The organism is Thermotalea metallivorans (assembly GCF_001562415.1).
Lineage (GTDB): Bacteria > Bacillota > Clostridia > Peptostreptococcales > Thermotaleaceae > Thermotalea > Thermotalea metallivorans.
Genome location: NZ_LOEE01000045.1, coordinates 1 through 18,981, shown reverse-complemented (window position 1 = coordinate 18,981; position 18,981 = coordinate 1). Strand labels below are relative to the sequence as shown.

Genomic DNA, 18,981 nt, shown 5'->3' with positions numbered 1-18,981 from the left:
GTATTCCATTTTTTTCATAGAACATCCTTTAAAAATAAAACATGTACTAATAGAATACAAAATCTTGTGATATATGGAATGAGGAAATAGATGCTATAGCCCCATGTCTTGCAAAAAATTCTTATTGTATATGTTTTCTGTCTCCTGTACAGTTAAAGGCCTACTGAAAAAATATCCTTGAATAAAATCACATCCGCCTTTTTGCAGTTTTTTGTATTGTTCCATGCCTTCGATGCCTTCTGCCGTTACCTTTAAATTCAAGCTATGGGCAAGGGCAATCAAACTGTCGATTACTTTGACTTTTCCATCTCCCAGGAATTTATCATTCAATGATTTATCCAACTTGATTTTATCAACAGGAATAAAAGTTAAATAACTCAAGGACGAATATCCTGTGCCGAAATCGTCCAAAGCAATTTGAACTCCTAACCTTTTTAAATTCTCGATAATGGCGATAGTATCATTGGTTTTGTCCAAAACCACACTTTCTGTGATTTCTATTTCCAAATATTCTGGTGGCAGGTTTTCCTCCAACAGGATTTCTTGAAGAATTGCCGTAAAATTTTCTTCTTTGAGTTGTTTTGGAGAAACGTTGATCCCTATTCTTTTGAAATCAAATCCTTGGGCTTTCCATCTCGCCATCTGGGATACAGCTTCTCGAATGACCCATTTGCCAATTTCTTTAATAAGGCCGGTCTCCTCCGCCACGGGTATAAAAACAGCCGGAGATACGTTATAGTTTTTTAGTCTTAATAGCGCCTCAAATCCGTCCACATAACCCGTTTTTATATTCACCTGAGGCTGATACATCAATGTAAAACCATCTTCTCTCAAGGCTTCTCGCAAGATATTTTCTACATCAATCTTATTTTTCAATTGGGCCGCCATTTCATGGTTGAAAAAAACATATTTGTTCTTCCCTGCATCCTTTGCCTTATACATGGCAGTATCGGCATTCATGATGAGCTGATGAATATCGGAAGCATCATTAGGATACATAGTAATTCCCATGCTGGCAGTCATATAAACGACATCCTCACCCACGTGAAGTTGTTCTTGAAAAAGACTTAATATTTTCTCTGCATATTGCTGAATTTCACAGATATTCTCCGGTTCGGAAAGAAGTATCAGAAATTCGTCCCCTCCAAATCTTGAGATAAACATTTTTTCCTCCGACAAATCCCCCAGCAGCCATGATACCTTCTTCAATACTTCATCTCCATAAACATGCCCTAATGTATCGTTAATCATTTTGAAATTATCCAAATCCAAGAGCATAACAGCCCCTTTCCTCCCATGATGAATTTCTTCAGAGAGCTTGTCCAAAAACATTCTTCTGTTCGGGAGCTGGGTTAACGGATCGTGATATGCCAGATACTCTATGTATTCTTCATATCTTTTTTGTTCCGTAACATCAAGAATAATGCCGTTTAGGGTATTGATTTCCCCTTTTTCATTTTTTATGCCTTTGCCCACGATTAGAATCCATTTGATTTCACCATTCCTATCTTTGATACGAACTCTGATATGTATCTTTTCTTTTTTCCCCTTCAAAAGTTGGAGATATTCTTCCATTAAAATTTCTTTGTCCTCGGAAAAAATAATTTCATCCAGCAGCCAATAAATATTGATCGATCCATTTCCATGCAAACCTACGATATTCCTAAATTCGTCAGAAATATAAATACTGTCGTCTTTAAGGCGAATCTCCCATATGCCGCTATTGGTTCCTTCAATAGCGATGCTGTATTTTTCCTGCAATAATTTTAGATTCTCCACCGTTTCTTGTATTTCATCATATTGAGCCTTCAACTCTTCGTCTGTGGCCGACAATTCTTCAAATAGGGATTCTAATTCCTGATAATTTGATTGCAGTTTTTCTATCAAATTGTTATAAGCATCCGCTACTTCTCCTATTTCATCTTTTCTTTTATATGTACTGAATAGAAACAAACTGCCATTCAGGGCCTCTTTCATGGTTTTAGCCAATTGATGCAGAGGAACGGTAATTGTATCTGAAAATTTTATTCCGATGACAACAAAAATGAGGGTAAACACAAACCATAATATAAAAATAATATCCCTTGTTTCTCTGGCCGGTCCTTTGATTTCATAAAGATCTTGGGTCAAAACCAGAACCCAATCATACTCTGGAAGAATTTCTACAGCACCATATTTTTCTTTTCCTCTATATTCATAAAAACTTCCGGATTGTTTGATCGCTTCTCCTTTTTTTATCTGATCCAAAACACTTTTTACATATGCATTTTCTACTTTTTGCCCAATCCTGCCATGGTCAGGATGATACAGCAAAGTTCCTTCATAATCCAAAAGATAAGCATATCCAGTCTTTCCCAATCTGATCCTATCCATGGCCCTTGCAATGATGGCATGATCATAGACATAGATCAGCTCACCGGCATATATGCCGTTGTGATAGATTCCTGACCGAATGTAAAATTTTTCATTGGTATCAAAGGATATCGAAGTATTTTCATCCATATTTTTCTCATATAACTGTTTTACATTAAGATTGAAACTGGAATTTCCAAACAAAACCTTGCCCTCTTTATCTTTGAGGATAATATCCTGTAACCCGGCATGACTACAAGCCTTAAACAACTCTGTTCTTATGTCAATCCAATCTTTCTCTCCTTCTAAAGCACTCAATACTCCTTTTTGATTTGCGTCAAGTTCCATCTGCTTTATTAACAATCGAAAAGTAGCCATCAGCCTTTCCGATTCTATTTCCACCAGCCTTTGAATATTTTCTTGACTTTTTCGGATAAAATTCATTGATAAATATTCGTACAGGGCAATACTTAACAAGAGCATTGGAAGGGCAACCAACAACACGATCAATAAAGGCATTTTTGTTCTGATTTTCATGGAAATTTCGCCTCCTTGAGTGCTTTTTATAAATTATACCTCTATTTTCCAAATAAAAACACCCTTGTATTTTATTTATTCTTTGTTAATGAAAAATTAGTTGAATAAGAAAACATGGATCGTTTTATTATCTGCGCTATAAAGAAAAAAGATAGAGTTCAGTGTTTAGATGCAGAACCCTATCTTTTTATGTCCAAACCATCAAGCTGCATTTGCATCAAAATCGATAATTATTCACAGGAAAATAATAGTGTGCCTCTTTTTCTTTTTTTCATCTTCTACATTACATTCCCTAAAAACGGAAAATATAAAAAAGCTGCATTAAATCTTTTGAATAGCTTTTTATCTTTTACACTAATTTCAGATACATTTTTTTTGTTTGAATCAATTACATTCCAGGTATCATCAATTTTTAGATGTATTGCACCCTGAAACTCATTATTTTGGAATGCACATAGTAAATATTCAATACCCGTATCCGTACTGACGGGGAGACTCAAAATCAAAACATCTTCATATACTCCTATTGGTAAAATATCCTTAGGAAATTCCGGCACAAAACTACCCTCTTTTACAATGCTTCGACATTCCTTTGCCATATGATCCAATACTTTGGACTCTTTCTTATTCAGATCAATCTCTGCTAGACTTAAAAAACTTTGAATATAGTATTTCGAACCTATGAGTACGCTATTATTTGGATATGGCGTATAGTTGCCCCCGGTTTTTATCCCTTTGGTTAACCTTATTTCATCCCAATGGATTTTATTAATATTTGCTGCATTACACTTGGCAACATATATGCTTGTATGGGTTTCAAAAAAATATTTAAAAATAAATGTGATTTCACCTGTTTCCTTATTGTAATCCACATAGCTGGGATAGTCCTCTTCACCTATTACTACATCATTCCCTTTGTCATCTTTGGTTTTCAACAAAAACACCGCTTTTCTTTCAATTATGCCATGATTGTTATGCAGGTATAAACTATAATCCTTCACTTTTTGCTGAACAGGGTCAGGATTATCATCCAAATTTCTTTTTGCCTCAATATTTCTGCCATATACCGTATTCATGGTATAATCTTTAATAAACTCTGTTTTTTCTTTAAACTCATCTGCAGGATAGGAAGTTTTGCGCAAGACTAATCTGCTGTTGCCATCCCAAATAACAGGTTCAACGAAATTGAGATCTTCTGCAATATACACCAGCTTGTCAGTAAAGTTTACTTTGTTATGATTTAAATCCCAATAGGCCAATTTCGCCGCCACTTTATTGTCGGGCTCATGGTAATATGCTAAAAAAGGAATCAGTCTTTGGCTTTCTTCAGACCTGTTTCCTTGAGTGCCTACGGAATTCTTTACAGGATAACAGCTTGACACAAGAAACATTAAACCTATCAGCAGCAATAAAAATTTCTTCATAAAATCAAAAGCCCCTTCCCGGCAAAATATCATTACTCAGATTCTACATAAAGAAGAAGCTCATAGAAGCTCCTTCTTCATGTGATAAAAACAATTCTGAACTTATTGATTAATCCCATAATATATAGTACTGATAACCTGATACATTGGAGTAGTTAACTTGATTCCTGTCATTTGTATGCCCGCTAAATTGTCTTGTTATCGTATCATTTTTAACAATCATAACAACATGGGAAGAAGATGTATAAAGTACTCCCCCGGCTGCAGCCGATGTATAATTGGATGCTTTCCAATATGACTTATCAAGCATGTAGCTTTTTAACGAACCTGTATTTACCCACGCCAATGTTGTATTTGCAGGGGTACCCCTTTTCCAAGTACTATCCATTGGTATGCCGCCTGCATGCAAAGACTGAGATACAAAATCAGCACAGTCATTATGACACAATTCCGTATAATATGGATAAGTATTATTGTTCCAAGTATTTCTGGCTTGTTTGATGCCACAGGTAGTTCCATGGTCATAACAGGCCGTAGGATTTGTAGACCACTTATTCGCATAGTCCCTGGCAGCAATCCTATCATAGGATGCATACAGGGCGGGAGAATAATTCTGTTCCTGAGAATCCAGAGCCAGTTCCATATCGCGGAACCCTTCCGCTTCCATTTCCTCAGAAGATTTTGGGAGCAGCTCTTCAATAGGAACCAGCGTATCTACATTTTCTGCTAATATTTTTATGGAATCTTGGACGATTTTATGATCCTTTACATCAGCAGTAACTGTAAGAAAAAAATTATTATCATCGGCTTTGTTTATATATTGCTTCAAATCATTGAATTTAAACTCTATTTCTTTGGAAACTTTCTCTAATTGTTCCTTTTTCAGCTTATCTTTATTCGCTTTAAGAACGGCCTCATCTGTTTTCGCTTTGGATTCATAATTAAAATCTTCTAAATTTACTTTCTTTAGCATTCCTTTCACATAAGGGAGTTCTTCAACTTTTTTTGCCTTTAAAGTTGTATTCATTGTTACGTGAAGATCCGCTTTAACACTGATATCGTTAATTTTTATGTCATGAAAATCGACTTGAATATTATTAATTGTGTAATATTGAGAGAAGCCATTGATCAATACCTTTTTTACATCTCGTTCAATTGCATCTTTATAAGCTTTTGTATCATCTGTTTTGGCATATATCATGGATGTAAAAGCAATTGTTAATAATGATAATACTAACATCATCGATAGAATACTTTTTGCTGTTTTCAATCTTTTCATATTCATTCTCCTTCCCCATTATATTTGAATTTAAGATAACAATGCACGACTTCAGTTACACCCCCTTTTTTGCTTTTCTCTCCTGCAAATAACCCGATGGGAGTAAAAAAGTGTTTTGTCTCGCTTTGCATGAGGCATGTTAAAATTTTAAGCTGCATAGCATTTTACCGGCACTATTTCTTTACGAGTATATTTTTTCCAACTTTTCTTGTTATGGTAATCTTATAGTAAAATAAGGGATGTTGTCAATATTATTTTCGAAATATTTTAATATTTGAATAATATTATAATCTAAATAAAAAAGAACATTTCATATGCAGAATGTTCTTTTTATGATTTTTGTAAATTTATTCTATTGTTCTTGCATGATACAGATATACAAAAGATCCAAGAAGAATTAGAGAAACTGAAAAGGGTACAAAAGATTCTCTTGGGCAAAAATATAGCTTCTCCGAAAAAACTAGAAGAGACTTTCGGCAATCCTAATATGACGTTCTGATCCTTTTTCTGAACAGGATCAATATTTATCCAGATTCCTTCTTCCCTCAATCTTTCTTCACCTTGCACGAATCATATTGCAAAGAGGCGATTTTTTGTCCCTTGGATTCCCGTGACAAAGAACCGTCCCCTGTCACGCTGTCACGTCGAGGAGTCTCTCGGCAAGTTTTGTATTTCTTTTAATAATTTTATTGTTCCTTACGGCCATGCCAATTGCTTTTTTGGTCCCCACCAGAATCATGATCTTTTTTGCCCTTGTTATACAAGTATATAGGAGATTTCTTTGAAGCATCATATAGTGCTGGGTCGTAAAAGGCGCTATCACAATTTTATATTCGCTTCCCTGGCTTTTATGCACTGTTGTGGCATAGGCAAGTACGACCTCATCCAACTCCGTAGCATCATAACTTACTTCATTGCCATCAAAGTTAATGGTTAACGTCCTATCTTCCATATCCATTCGCGTAATCCGCCCTATATCGCCGTTAAAAACATTTTTGTCGTAGTTATTTTTAACCTGCATGACCTTGTCCCCTAATTTATAAGAGATTCCCCCATATTTTATGGAAATTTCTGAAGGATTCAAAGCCTCCTGCAAAACGGCATTTAAGTTTGCAGTCCCCGTTTCCCCTCGCTGCATCGGGCAAAGGACCTGTATATCGTTGACGGCATCTATTTTATAATATTGAGGAAGCCTGGTTTTGCAAAGTTCCCGTATGATTTCTACTATTTTTGACGGTTCTTCCTCTTCTATAAAGAAAAAATCACTGTTTTTTCCGCCCTTCAGCTCTGGAAAATCTCCTTTGTTGATTCGATGGGCGTTGGTAATGATTGCACTTCCTTGGGCTTGACGGAATATCCTTGTGAGTTTAACTACATTCACGACGCCTGATTCGATCATATCCTTTAACACATTGCCGGCACCTACGGAGGGCAATTGATCTACATCCCCTACCAGTATAATGACGGTTTCATTGGAAACTGCCTTAAGAAGGTTATACATTAAAAGGATATCCACCATAGAACTTTCATCTATAATGAGGACGTCACATTCCAGAGGGTTTTCTTCATTTTTCTTATACCCTTCTACAGGCTTATATTCAAGAAGCCTGTGAATGGTTTTCGACTCCATCCCCGTTGCCTCAGACATTCTTTTGGCAGCTCTCCCTGTGGGTGCTGCCAATAATACTTTGGCCCCCAACCGTTGAAATACCTTGATCATTGCCAGGGTTGTAGTCGTTTTCCCTGTTCCGGGCCCCCCTGTAAGAACCATAACCTTTGATTGGACGGCCCTTTGTATTGCTTCTTTTTGCACCTGGTCATAAACAATATTTTCATCTCTTTCAATTTTTTCAATAATCTTCCCTACGTCGGCCCTTTGATACTTCCTTTCGACAGAAAGAATCTCTTTGATCCTCCTAGCCACGCCTACCTCACTATAATAAAAAGGCGGGAGAAAGATTGCATCTTCCTTTTCTAAAATTACCGTCTTTTCTTTTATCATTTGCTGCAGGACCTCTTCGATTCTTTCTTTTCCAATTTCCAGCATTTTTTCTGCATATGCAAAAATTTGCTCTTTGGTGGCATAACAGTGTCCCTCGTTTGATAATTCATTGAGCACATAAACAATCCCTGAACGGCATCTCTCATAGGAATTTGCATCAAAACCCATATGGCGAGCGATTTTATCTGCTGTTTTGAATCCAATCCCCCAGATATCATCGGCCAATCGGTAGGGATTGGATTTTACAATTTCAATACTCTCATTGCCATAAGTTTTGTATATTTTCACTGCATAGGCAGTAGATACGCCATTGCTCTGTAAAAACAGCATGACATTTTTGATTTCCTTCTGTTCCTGCCATGCCTTTTTGATCATTTCTACACGCTTTTTCCCAATGCCATCCACTTGGATCAGCTTGTCCGGCTCTTCTTCAATAATTCTCAAAGTATCTTTTTGAAACTGCTTGACAATTTTTTTCGCATATACGGGACCGATTCCTTTAATTAACCCGCTTCCTAAATATTTTTCTATCCCTGCCACCGTTGCAGGAACAGTTTCTCGGTAATCTATGGCAACAAATTGCTTGCCGTATTTGCTGTCCATTTTCCATTCACCTTTTAATCGAATGGCAGATCCAACATTTACAGCAGCAAGATTTCCAACGACAGATACCAATTCAGAGAAACCTTTCGACCTTATTTTTATGACACAAAAGCCATTTTCTTCATTTTGATAAGTAATTCGTTCAACAATGCCACTGATATATTCCATAGCAAGCCCCTTCTTGAAAGACACGAGGACATTTCCTCCGTCTAATATCCTTCATACGCTACCCACAGCTATATTATATCATGAGATCAATGAATTCTACAGAATCTGCATTGATTCAATCATGCATTTTCTTCGCTCCAAGTATGGTTGAAAATTGCATTTGCTCCAGAATTCCTTACCTTCCTCATTGTCTAAGGCAGTATATAATTCTATTTTTCTCAAGAGTGTGTCTAATAAAAACAAGGAGATAAACCCTTAGAAAGTTGGATTTATCTCCTGGTCGGTTCATATATTTTTCGTCTGCACCTTTAAGATCGTCTGAAATATAAACTATGATTTTTTCATCCCTGTATAGATGAGAATGGCATCCCTCAAAAAGGCAGCTGTTCCCGGCTGTTCTTTATCATAATAAGCCTTGAATCTCTCATCCTCCACATACATCTGTGCAAGACCGGCATGGGCCTCCTTGCTGTAATGATCCCAAAAATAAGTCAACCATTGTCTGTGCAAATCAGCTGCTTTTTGGGCTAAATCGCTGGCTGGGTCTCCATTTTCAAAGGATTCAGATAATGTTTCTTTCATTTGCTTTTCAAGATTTTTCAAAGCATCATAATCTTCTTCCGTCATTTTCCTTAGTTTTTCATTGGAACGATTGATCACATCCTCCCCATATTTTTTTCGAATTTCTTTTCCGTACTTTTTCTCATTATCTTCTATCATTTTTTCCTTAAATCCTTCGAATTTCTCTTTGTCCGTCATTTGAATTCTCCCTTCTGCCGATGCTATGGTTTTCTCCACATTGGCTATCAATAGATCGATTTGTCTTCTTTTTTCAAGGAGTTTTCCATGATGTTCCCTCAGTGCATTGATTCCGTCAAAGGAAGGATCTGTGACAATCTTCTTGATTCGATCCAAACTTACACCTAACGCTCTGTAAAATAATATTTGCTGTAGTCTGTCTACTTCCTTTTGTCCATAAATCCGATACCCTGAGGAATTGATTCTTGCCGGCTTAAGAATCCCTATCTCATCATAGTATCTCAACGTTCTCGTACTAACACCTGCCAAATTGGCTAGTTTTTGCACTGTATATTCCATGGTATCACCCCTTGATAAAATAAATATACACCTTTACGCAGCGTCAATGTCAATAAAAATCTTTCAAAATTTTTGAAGGATGCAGTGGGATTCATGTAAGATCATATAAAAGATCCTTTTGATGCTGGTAAAATTGCTCAAGTTGCATGTTCCTCTGCTTTCCACTTTCAGCGTACGTTTCATGCGATTATAGGAAATTCCCTTACATCATATGTCTCCAATTGAAGTCTATCCTCCAGGAGACTGTTGCTCTGAGGATTATCGTTGCGAAGTTTGGATACCTGTCATCAAGAAATAGACGAATCATTGATTCCCATTCAATTGAAAAGGCAGCCAAGGGAAATAGATTCATCCCCTTGACTGCGTCCTTGGTCTTTTTTTAGTACCAATGCCATGAAAAGTTTTACATAAGTTTATTGTAACATTAAACTTACAAAGCACTATTTATACATTGAACAATGGGATCTATTGATTTCTTATTTGTCCAATCCACGGGATGTGCATAGCTTGCAAGCATCCCTTTTTCATCATTCGTAAGTTCATCACGTTTCTTATGCTCCAGCTTTTTCTTCAGAAGATACATCAAAATCTTATCAAGTGCATTTAGCTTTTCATAGTTGAAGCCACCCCGCAGGTGAAAAAAATGAACTTTTTTCTTCATTTCTTCGGTAAAATTATTATTCTTAACATCCTCGATCGTTTCAGGATAGGCAGGAGATGCCCCTACGGAAAATACAATTACTTTCTTTTCCTTTAATTTGTCAAAATTCTTTTTGATCAAAGATAGCCCCAAAATACCAACAGCATACAATGACCCACCATATACGATTGTATCATACTGAAGCATACCCTCTAATGTAATTTGGGACCTTTCAACTAAATCTGCCTTCACCTCCTCTGCAATCCACTGGGCATAGCGTTGGGCACTGCCATATTTTGATTTATAAATGACAATAACCCTATTTTCATTATTCAACATCCTATTATCCTCCTCTCGGATCCAACCCCATAACTTTATCTATAACGTGTCAGGGGACGGTTCTTTGTCACTTTTTGACCCTTTCATCCTTATCTCCTGCGGTATTTTGCAATGTGCTTAACCAAATGCCCCCTATCTCTCTGAATGGCTATCTGCCATCGTCCATTATTGCTCGTTATCTGTATCAATCTTTTTTGGCGGGTTTCGATAATCTCAATTCTTCAAAATTTCATCCACCCCTATATTTTGGTTAGTATATCTTCCCTTTTTAAAGTGCCTTTTCCATATTGAGCTGCTTTTTCAGGACAATAATGGATGCATACCAAGCATTGGGTATAACGTTTCCCCTATTGTGGCCTTTTATTCACTTGAATGTTATTGTGATTGCAAACCTTTTCACGGATGCCACAAGCGGTACAATGATCATTTGCATGAAATTTTGTGGTGTCAATGGCCTTTTTTTTGCAACATAGGGTTGAGAAGTCCGGTAAGTAACCATGGGAGAAAGCCTTTTACCACCATGAATTCTCCTGTTTTTCTTTGTTCAATGATATGATTGATATGCTGCAAGCCTTCCTCCGCCGCCGAAAGCTTCTCTTTCTCCAACATTTTTGAATCTATATCGCCTATAATAATGTGGTTGTTTGGCATTAGACAACTTTCTATAACTTCCATTGTATTTCCGAATGGACACCTAAAAATTTTAATGCTTAGCATGTTTAAACTTCAATAAATTTTTCCACATATTTTGCGCCAGATCATCAAGCCTTTCACTTATATTTGATATTTCCTCTATCGTTGCCGTTTGTTCCTCTACAGAGGCGGCAACTTCTTGAGTTCCTGCTGCATTTTCTTCTGAAATAGCAGATAAATTTTCAATCATAGAAATAATTTCAACTTTCTTTTTTTCCATCTCTTGCCCTGATTGATTCAGTGCTTCGATCACTTTCTTCATTTTTTCTATGGCCTTTGAAATTCCTTCGAATTTTATACTTGTATCTTCTACGCTTTTTGCCTGGGAGACCACAATTTTACTTACTTCCTCAATTGTACTTACAGCTTCCTTTGCTTTACCCATCAAATCTTTAATAATATCAGTAATTTCATCAGTAAAACGGTTAGATTCCTCTGCTAGTTTTCTAATTTCTTCCGCCACCACGGCAAAACCTCTGCCTGACTCCCCTGCCCTTGCTGCTTCAATCGCCGCATTGAGTGCCAACAGATTGGTCTGATTTGCAATATTTTTTATCATTTGACTGGCAACCCCTATTTTCTCAGCACTTTGATTGGTTTCTATAATTACCTTCCGGATTTCCTCTGAAGATTTTTCATTTTCCTTCGTTTTCTCTATTAATTTTTCTAAAATTTCAAATCCTTCATCTCTGAGGGTATTGACATCATCAGTAGCCTTATTCAAATCCATCATCAGTTTTTGGTCTTTTTCTATAAGCTGTCCTAAAACGTGAAGATGTGAAGCACCCTCTTCCGTTTCTTTTGCTTGTTCCGTAGCCCCATTGGCTATTTCATCTATGGCTCTGGCCACTTCTTCAGAGGCAGAAGCAATCTGTTGCGTAGTTGTTTTTAAAACTCCGGAAGATTCTCCTACCTGCTTTGAAATATCTGCAACATCTTCTACGAGGGACCTGATATTGTCTATGACTTTCTGAAAAGCATTCGCCAATAGTCCCACTTCATCTTTTCTCTTCATAAATGCATCCGATACATTTTCAGAAACATCCAAGTTGGATATGGATTCTATCAAATATGTCAAAGGTCTTGATATTCTTCGGTTGCTCATCCCCCATATGATCACCAACATAATAAAGTTTAGCAGAAACAAAATTCCTTGGAATATTTTTAAAGTTACCACTTTGGATCTGGAAAAGCTTTCGGCCGCTGCTACGGCATCATTTGTCTTTTCAAAGAAACTTTCACTTTCATTCAATAAATCAGACACTTGCCCATTTCCTCTGGTTGCATATATTTTTTCCTTAAGATTGTTCCAATGCTCTTCAACATCTCTCATCTTAGCAATATAATCACCATCTGTGGCTCCAGGAAGATCTAAATCTTTATCCCCATGGATCAGGCCGTTAATGATTTTATCAAGTTTTCCAATCAAATCATCCGATGGTTTGCCGGCGATTTCTAATTTGGTTAATCTTTGGGTAGCTCCTCTTACAATGCCTGTATAATTTACAATTCTTCCGTCACTCACCATATTGTCGAGCTGATAAAATACCATAAAAGTGCTGGCAATAGAAAAAAGAAAAAGGACCAAGACAAATATTTTTAGTGTTGTACTGATCTTCATACATTCATCTCCTTTATTATATGATAATACTTAATACCCTCCCAGGACCGGATTAATTATTTACTCAAATTTTTCTGCGTTTTTTAACATACATCTGCCACATTCAATCACTCACTTCTGTAAGTGGGTAATGAATGTGGCAGAATTTGATATAATAAATTTTTATATCTAAATCCATGATAATAAACTTTTAAAATTCTTCACATTTATTTAAAGTGCAGTAATTCATTTATATGCATCTCTTCGCCCAAAAGATGAACTACTGTATAATAAATGTATACCAATTCATTAAAGGATGAAGAACTTGAGCAAGTTTTTAATTGCATTTACTGACAAAACTATAGCGCCAAATGCTGGATTAGCTTTTGAAATACAATAGTACTATCAAGAAGGTAGTGTATCCATCTTTTGTGTTAAATATTGGAAATTGGCATTTCAAAAACATACTTTTGTATATTTTTTTATTTCCTCTAAAAAATCAATGTACTCCTTTAGCTTATCTAACTCCCAGTTGTTTTGAAATCCGGCTTAAATCAACTTACTGGTTATCATCTGCATCCAATATATCTTTCGCTTTTCTTATAAGCTCTAAATCAGGCTTGAAAACCGTTTTATCCAGGCAACACCTTTTGCATGGCCGGAATCCTACCTCTATTGCGTTTGCTGCATTATCAAAAAAGTCACATTGTCACCCACAGGAGTCTTTGGCTTGCATGACGGTCTGCAAAAAACTCCTGTTGTTCTTACTCTCTAGAAAAACATGCCATCATAACTCCCGTCGCATATTACCGATAGTTCACAGGACAAAAATACCATACAACGAATATATACACCATAGCAAATAAAGCTTCTAGAAGAACTATGAAGCATTCAAGGGATTCTTGCATCTATGCAGCGCATTCTGCTATATAGATATCCTCAGAAAACCCGGTAAGGTTCACTAGATGCATCTTCGACACAGTAATAATCAACAGCCTCCAAATCAGCCACAGCTTTGGTAGTCTGATCTTTCTCCCTTTTTATAGCTGCCTGTAGCGCTTTGAATTTGCACCCATCCAGGGGGTTGGAATGACACACAATGAATCTGTAGGGAGTATCGTAAAGGAAATCAGTAATTATTTATACCTGCGAAATTTTGGTTTAACCTGCAGATGTCAGTGGATAAAAAAAGTCTTGACGGCCCAGCCTATGAGTGTCAAGACTTTTGATTATTCAATAAATTATTTCGTTCCGGCTTTAATAATGTTATCGGCTAATTTCAGATATTTGCCTACATCAATGGAACAACTTGTGATCGCATCAACTTTTGCAACTTCTGATCTTTGTGCACCTTTAAGTTTCGTTGGATCAATTGATCCATTTGTTTCGCTTACTGTATAAGCCTTATACTTACCACCAAGCATCTTATTAAAGTCAAGAACAGATGGATGAGATGCATCTCTTTGGAAAGTTGGGAACTGGCTTATATCAAAACCTGATTTTTTGTATGCAGCAATCAAAGTCGAAATTTGCTTATCCCATGATAAAATCGTGTCTGCCGGTCTATCTTCAGAAGGCTTCACCATAACATATTGCCCTGCTTTTGAATAAGCAGTTTTCCCCCAGTTTCCTTGTGCTCCGGAGGATAAAATACCTGGTTTTAAGAAGTAAGAAGGACCTAGAACATCGATCAAGACATCATGAGGTTTGCCATCTTTAAAAGTAACAGAAACCTTTATCATATCACCGCTTGTAGCAGACTCACTATACTTAGCATAGTTTGTAATTGTTTGAGGTTTCAGCGCACTTGAAAGCTTATTTCCGGCAACCAAAACATCGCCTTTGATTGTAATATCATTAAATGTTGCAGAATCATATAGCTCTTGTGTAGCGAATTCCAAGTTGCCTGTGATAGTAGCGTTTGTGAGCTTAAAACCTTTCGCTTCTACTTTTACATTTCCATCAAGTGTTCCGTAGGCAATATTGGCATTTTCAGCTCGAACAATCAAATTAGGTACTTTTAATGTAAACACCTGCTCACCGCCAATATTTGGTGATGAGTGATAGTATATGCCAAGCTTTCTCGCTGGTGCTGAAGCTCCTGTTTTTCTAATATCACCTATCCAAACAAGGTCGTTTGCAACAGTCACATCGCTGCCAAGGGTTGTAATCCAAGTTCCGTTTTCTCCCAAGGATTTCTGTAATTCTTCTTCAGTTGTAAGATTTACAGAAGCACTTGCTATGACATCAGGATAAATACCAGGTGCTCTTGAAGGAGTTTGTGGTGCAGCTGGAGTTGGTTCTGATTTAGCAACTTCTACTGGCTGCAGCTTTTCTAAGGTCAAAGGACCAGCAATTCCATCAGCCTTCAATCCATTTTTGCTTTGGAAATCTTTTACTGCATTGAAAGTTTTAATTCCATAAAAACCATCCACCTTAAGATTGTAACCATTTTCATTTAGACGCATTTGCAGCTGCTTAACAGCATCTCCAAAAGAACCAACGACAAGTATTGAAGAGCCTGTTTGTGTTGCTGACTTGGCGGTCGTAGCTTTAGGTGCAGCAGCTGGTGCGGCAGCTTGGCTTGTAGCAGCTGAAACCACATCAACACCAAATGGGCCTAGCATTGGACTATGTACGTTTAAAAGCAAAACCATTACAAACAGTACATAGCTCACTACTTTAAACTTTTTTTTCATTTAAAATCCCCCCTCGATATTTTTTTAAAATTACGAATAATAAAAAATTTAAAAAAGTTTCATAAACAGCATCGTCTGTTAATTATCAAACTTAACAATCTTTTATTATTCGTAAAATATTTACAGTTATATTATAGCAGTATGTTCTCTAAAAGTACATATGGAAAATGGGTAATTTTTCTATTGTTAATGCTAAATAAAAAATATACAAAAAATCCGATACATCCCTTATGATTTTAAATGCAATCCAAAATAGAAAAAGGGAGTGTATCGGATATGCATACCAATTATGATGTTATCCAAAAACTCATAGGATTGTAAGGGATAGAGATCATCTATCCAATGTGAAATCTGTAAATTGAAGCACCTCTCCTAAACATAGATCATATGATAATACTGTAAACCATAGGAAAGGAATGAGAGCAATATGTATCATATGTACAAAACATATCTATGCCCTTATTGCATTCACACCCCAATGTATGAATCAGACAATATGTACAATATCTGCAGGATATATCCATGCCATCACTGCATGAATGCATCCATATATCATCCAGACTTCCCGAAACAATTTGATAATCAGTATACTCCTTTTACAGATAAAACAGAATATGATTCAATCCTTGATTTTTCACGTTCTGAAAAAGATAACAGTATGATGGAATTAAAAGATTATGGGCCGGAATCCTTTGTAGTGGATATCGAAGAGGTTACGAAACAAAACAATACTTTTCGCACTGCTTTATGGACAGGAAGGCATTTGCAGCTTACCTTGATGAGCATCAACGTCGGAGAAGACATAGGTTTAGAAATTCATCCAACACTGGATCAATTCATACGTATTGAAGAAGGTCAAGGAATTATCCAAATGGGTGATAGAAAAGATAGGTTGGATTTTCAAAAAAAAGTCCATGGTGACTTTGCGATCATTATACCTGCCGGCAAATGGCACAATCTGATCAATACGGGAAATAAGCCACTGAAATTGTACTCTATTTATGCTCCACCCCAGCATCCACGAGGTACAGTTCATGAAACAAAAGCAATTGCAGAAGCTGCCGAAGCAAACCATTGCCACTAATATCAAAAGATTTATTTCTTAAAAATTTGAGGATGTCTATACGCATCTGATGATATGAAAATAGTCAGCCTTAAGGCTGACTATTTTCATATCTGATAACTGTTTTCCGATAACAAGATAGCAATCTCTTTGCCGCTGCATCATTGCTAAAAACGATATGCCATTTCTTCCATTATCGGATCAATACGCGAAAGACCCTTGACCATCGTTAATTTAATGCCGGACTTCTTGCAAAAATTGCTTCATATAGCCACCATCCCACCGGATGTTTAATAAGTCTATATACTGTCTGGCAATCTCCTCAATTTCTATATAATCATTGTTCATCATATTCATCCATCTAGTAAAAGTAGCTTTTGTATAACTGACTTTTTGTATCTATTTGGCAATGGATTCTAATAATTTATCAATACTGGTTTATAGGCCTCAGGCAATTCTTCTTCACTTAAAAATTTAAAATTGTCATCATTTAGTATTGGTAAAAATACTTCATATGGAATCCTAGAAAACTCACAGGCATAATTGCTTGCTCCAAACCACTTATCCTCTTTGCTGCTCAAATTTAAACCTCTGGCAAATTTTGTATAATTCGAGCAATCATGCACTACTACATCCCACTTTTCTTCATCAGCTATTTTCATGAATTTTAGAGTTAATTCCCTGCTCCAAATTGGAGATATGTATCCATGTCTGGAAATATACATGTTTTCCCCATAATAATTGTTTATATTATTCTCATTTAGATGCAATTCAGCACAATTGATAAAATCAAGGTTCGTCTCTAAGATGCTTTGCTTTTTCTCAAAAAATGTTTCGAAAAACTCTGGCGTCATCGGGGTCTCAATACCTACTTTTTCAATGTATTTTTTCGCTATTCCAATATTTTTAATGACTTTGTCTGAACACTTGGAAGCCCCTAGGTTGAACCGTATCTCGTTAAGGCCGGCTTCGCCTAATGCTTTCAATGTCTCTTCCGTAGCCAAAGTGCCATTTGTATATAAATGTTGATGAATTTGAGCATCACTAAATTTCTTGATTAGCGAATAGTATTTTTCGATTTCCATGAATGGCTCTAAATAAACATAAGAAATACCAGTGGGTTTCTTATGGATAGAAAGAAGTAAATCAATATCCTTCTCATAAAATTTAGTGCCTCCAATTTCCCACATGCCTTCACCAACTGGAGGAATATTTTCTAGTTGTCCATAATTATAACAGAACTTGCACTCTAAGTTACATTTCTCTAGAGTTTTCAAGCCTTTAATTTGCGACATTAACATATTATTTCTATGATCAATTGCTGCCTCAATTTGTGCAAAGGTAGCGTAAATAATTTCTTCATGTCTTGTGTCAACTTCTTCTTCCTCACTCAATTGTGATAAAAAATCAAACCATATGGACGCATCTTTCTTTGAAATTTTCATAGCTTGTCCTCCTTATATCACATAATCTAAAATGAGAGATGTTTCTCATTAAGGAATTTGCCCATAAGCTTGGTTTTCACACGCTCACCAAAAATTTGTTCAAAACTAATGATATGCCTAACATCTTCAAGATCCAAAAGTATCAACTTCGGGAGGAATCTTCCCTTTTTAAGACCTTTTCCCTAATTCAGGATTTCAAAACTGATAAAATTTAATTTTGACTGTCTATCATCTTTTCATAGATTTTCATGAATAATTCAGGATAATAAGTCTACTGTGTTCCTTTGCCTCTGTTTCTTCTAACTTCCTTGTAAGATAATTATAGGGTTAGGGTTCAAAAACCCACCCGAATGTTCTTTGACAACTTTAAATTTATTGTTCAGATGAATCAGTGACACCTAGCATTGAAATTTCTAAACATCGTGCTATAATCTCTTTGTCAGAGAGATAGATGTGCGTACCTCCTGGATCCCTCTCATAGTAGAGGCCTTATCCGTGAAATAGCGTGTCACTCCACAAGGACGATTCGATGTTTAGCTGGTTGGGCCACCATCTGGTGTTACCCGTTTCAAATGCAAGGTTGTTTGACGTTCTTCTTTTCGTGGATGCTCTGATTCATTCTGTTTGAAAGGTTGTGTTTTTATGTCTGAATTTATTAATGATTTTGTTGTAGGCATTGATGTGTCTTCAGAATTCTCTGTAGTTGCAATGCTTGAACCTAATGGTTCATTGATTCGCAAGCCTTTTCGGATTGATCACAATCCTGCTGGATTTAACAAATTTCTGGAGATTCTCAAAAAAGAAGAAGAGCGGTTACAACAAAAGCCCATCTACTTCGTAGAATCTACGGGTATCTTTCATTTACCACTCTTCTTCTTCTTAAGATCGAATGACATTAAAGGATTTGTGCTAAATCCTTTATGTGTATATTCTACCAAGAATTTCGACTTAAGAAAAGTGAAAAATGATGCAAAAGATGCAGAATCTATCGCTAGGCTTGCTAAATTCCAGGATGTAAAGTATTCTCTTGTGCCAGAGC

General features: G+C 36.4%; 12 protein-coding genes and 1 pseudogene. 2 read left to right on the top strand and 11 right to left on the bottom strand.

Translation table 11 applies throughout. The features are described from left to right. Window positions 1–93: 93 nt before the first annotated feature. The 10 genes and pseudogenes from AN619_RS10170 to AN619_RS16490 form a co-directional block, all read right to left on the bottom strand. Window positions 94–2,889: an EAL domain-containing protein gene (locus tag AN619_RS10170; protein ID WP_068556635.1), complete on the bottom strand. Its 2,796-nt coding sequence runs from the start codon at window positions 2,887–2,889 to the stop codon at window positions 94–96. A gap of 278 nt (window positions 2,890–3,167) precedes the next feature. Then, the gene (locus AN619_RS10165; RefSeq protein ID WP_068556633.1) at window positions 3,168–4,313 is read right to left on the bottom strand and encodes a hypothetical protein; all 1,146 of its coding nucleotides are present in this window, start codon (window positions 4,311–4,313) and stop codon (window positions 3,168–3,170) included. A 109-nt stretch (window positions 4,314–4,422) separates the two neighbouring features. After that, on the bottom strand, window positions 4,423–5,592 hold the full coding sequence (locus AN619_RS10160) for an amidase domain-containing protein (RefSeq protein WP_068556630.1): 1,170 nt from the start codon (window positions 5,590–5,592) through the stop codon (window positions 4,423–4,425). A 631-nt stretch (window positions 5,593–6,223) separates the two neighbouring features. After that, a complete protein-coding gene (gene recD2, locus AN619_RS10155) occupies window positions 6,224–8,365 on the bottom strand; it encodes an SF1B family DNA helicase RecD2 (protein WP_068556672.1) in 2,142 nt (713 codons plus the stop codon). 330 nt (window positions 8,366–8,695) lie between these two features. After that, complete coding sequence (locus AN619_RS10150) at window positions 8,696–9,463, bottom strand: MerR family transcriptional regulator (protein ID WP_068556628.1); 768 nt, start codon at window positions 9,461–9,463, stop codon at window positions 8,696–8,698. Between the two features lie 430 nt (window positions 9,464–9,893). Then, the gene (locus tag AN619_RS10145; RefSeq protein ID WP_068556626.1) at window positions 9,894–10,442 is read right to left on the bottom strand and encodes a flavodoxin domain-containing protein; all 549 of its coding nucleotides are present in this window, start codon (window positions 10,440–10,442) and stop codon (window positions 9,894–9,896) included. Between the two features lie 447 nt (window positions 10,443–10,889). Continuing rightward, window positions 10,890–11,093, bottom strand: a complete 204-nt coding sequence (locus AN619_RS10140) for a hypothetical protein (RefSeq protein WP_068556624.1) — start codon at window positions 11,091–11,093, stop codon at window positions 10,890–10,892. Between the two features lie 52 nt (window positions 11,094–11,145). Further along, window positions 11,146–12,756, bottom strand: coding sequence for a methyl-accepting chemotaxis protein (locus tag AN619_RS10135; RefSeq protein WP_068556622.1), 1,611 nt, complete (start codon window positions 12,754–12,756; stop codon window positions 11,146–11,148). Window positions 12,757–13,294: 538 nt separating this feature from the next. Beyond that, window positions 13,295–13,491 (bottom strand): annotated as a pseudogene (locus AN619_RS16710) (Ada metal-binding domain-containing protein); the annotation flags it as partial. Window positions 13,492–13,976: 485 nt separating this feature from the next. After that, complete coding sequence (locus AN619_RS16490) at window positions 13,977–15,434, bottom strand: peptidoglycan-binding domain-containing protein (protein WP_068556619.1); 1,458 nt, start codon at window positions 15,432–15,434, stop codon at window positions 13,977–13,979. A gap of 658 nt (window positions 15,435–16,092) precedes the next feature. Between AN619_RS16490 and AN619_RS16575 the strand changes: the two genes are divergently transcribed. Continuing rightward, the gene (locus AN619_RS16575) at window positions 16,093–16,518 is read left to right on the top strand and encodes a cupin domain-containing protein (RefSeq protein ID WP_330382069.1); all 426 of its coding nucleotides are present in this window, start codon (window positions 16,093–16,095) and stop codon (window positions 16,516–16,518) included. Between the two features lie 395 nt (window positions 16,519–16,913). Here AN619_RS16575 and AN619_RS10120 read toward each other — a convergent pair whose 3' ends face one another. Then, the gene (locus AN619_RS10120) at window positions 16,914–17,942 is read right to left on the bottom strand and encodes a radical SAM protein (RefSeq protein WP_068556617.1); all 1,029 of its coding nucleotides are present in this window, start codon (window positions 17,940–17,942) and stop codon (window positions 16,914–16,916) included. Window positions 17,943–18,584: 642 nt separating this feature from the next. On the opposite strand from AN619_RS10120, the gene AN619_RS10115 reads away from it, so the two are divergent. Beyond that, window positions 18,585–18,981: IS110 family transposase (locus tag AN619_RS10115; protein WP_157064984.1), on the top strand; the 397-nt coding region annotated here is incomplete at its 3' end.

Coding starts and splice junctions, on each gene's coding strand:
- AN619_RS10120 (WP_068556617.1), bottom strand. CDS start 17,942: ATGAAAATTTCAAAGAAAGATGCGTCCATATGGTTTGATTTTTTATCA.
- AN619_RS10145 (WP_068556626.1), bottom strand. CDS start 10,442: ATGTTGAATAATGAAAATAGGGTTATTGTCATTTATAAATCAAAATAT.
- AN619_RS10160 (WP_068556630.1), bottom strand. CDS start 5,592: ATGAAAAGATTGAAAACAGCAAAAAGTATTCTATCGATGATGTTAGTA.
- AN619_RS10150 (WP_068556628.1), bottom strand. CDS start 9,463: ATGGAATATACAGTGCAAAAACTAGCCAATTTGGCAGGTGTTAGTACG.
- AN619_RS16490 (WP_068556619.1), bottom strand. CDS start 15,434: ATGAAAAAAAAGTTTAAAGTAGTGAGCTATGTACTGTTTGTAATGGTT.
- AN619_RS10165 (WP_068556633.1), bottom strand. CDS start 4,313: ATGAAGAAATTTTTATTGCTGCTGATAGGTTTAATGTTTCTTGTGTCA.
- AN619_RS10135 (WP_068556622.1), bottom strand. CDS start 12,756: ATGAAGATCAGTACAACACTAAAAATATTTGTCTTGGTCCTTTTTCTT.
- AN619_RS10170 (WP_068556635.1), bottom strand. CDS start 2,889: ATGAAAATCAGAACAAAAATGCCTTTATTGATCGTGTTGTTGGTTGCC.
- AN619_RS16575 (WP_330382069.1), top strand. CDS start 16,093: ATGATGGAATTAAAAGATTATGGGCCGGAATCCTTTGTAGTGGATATC.
- recD2 (WP_068556672.1), bottom strand. CDS start 8,365: ATGGAATATATCAGTGGCATTGTTGAACGAATTACTTATCAAAATGAA.
- AN619_RS10140 (WP_068556624.1), bottom strand. CDS start 11,093: ATGCCAAACAACCACATTATTATAGGCGATATAGATTCAAAAATGTTG.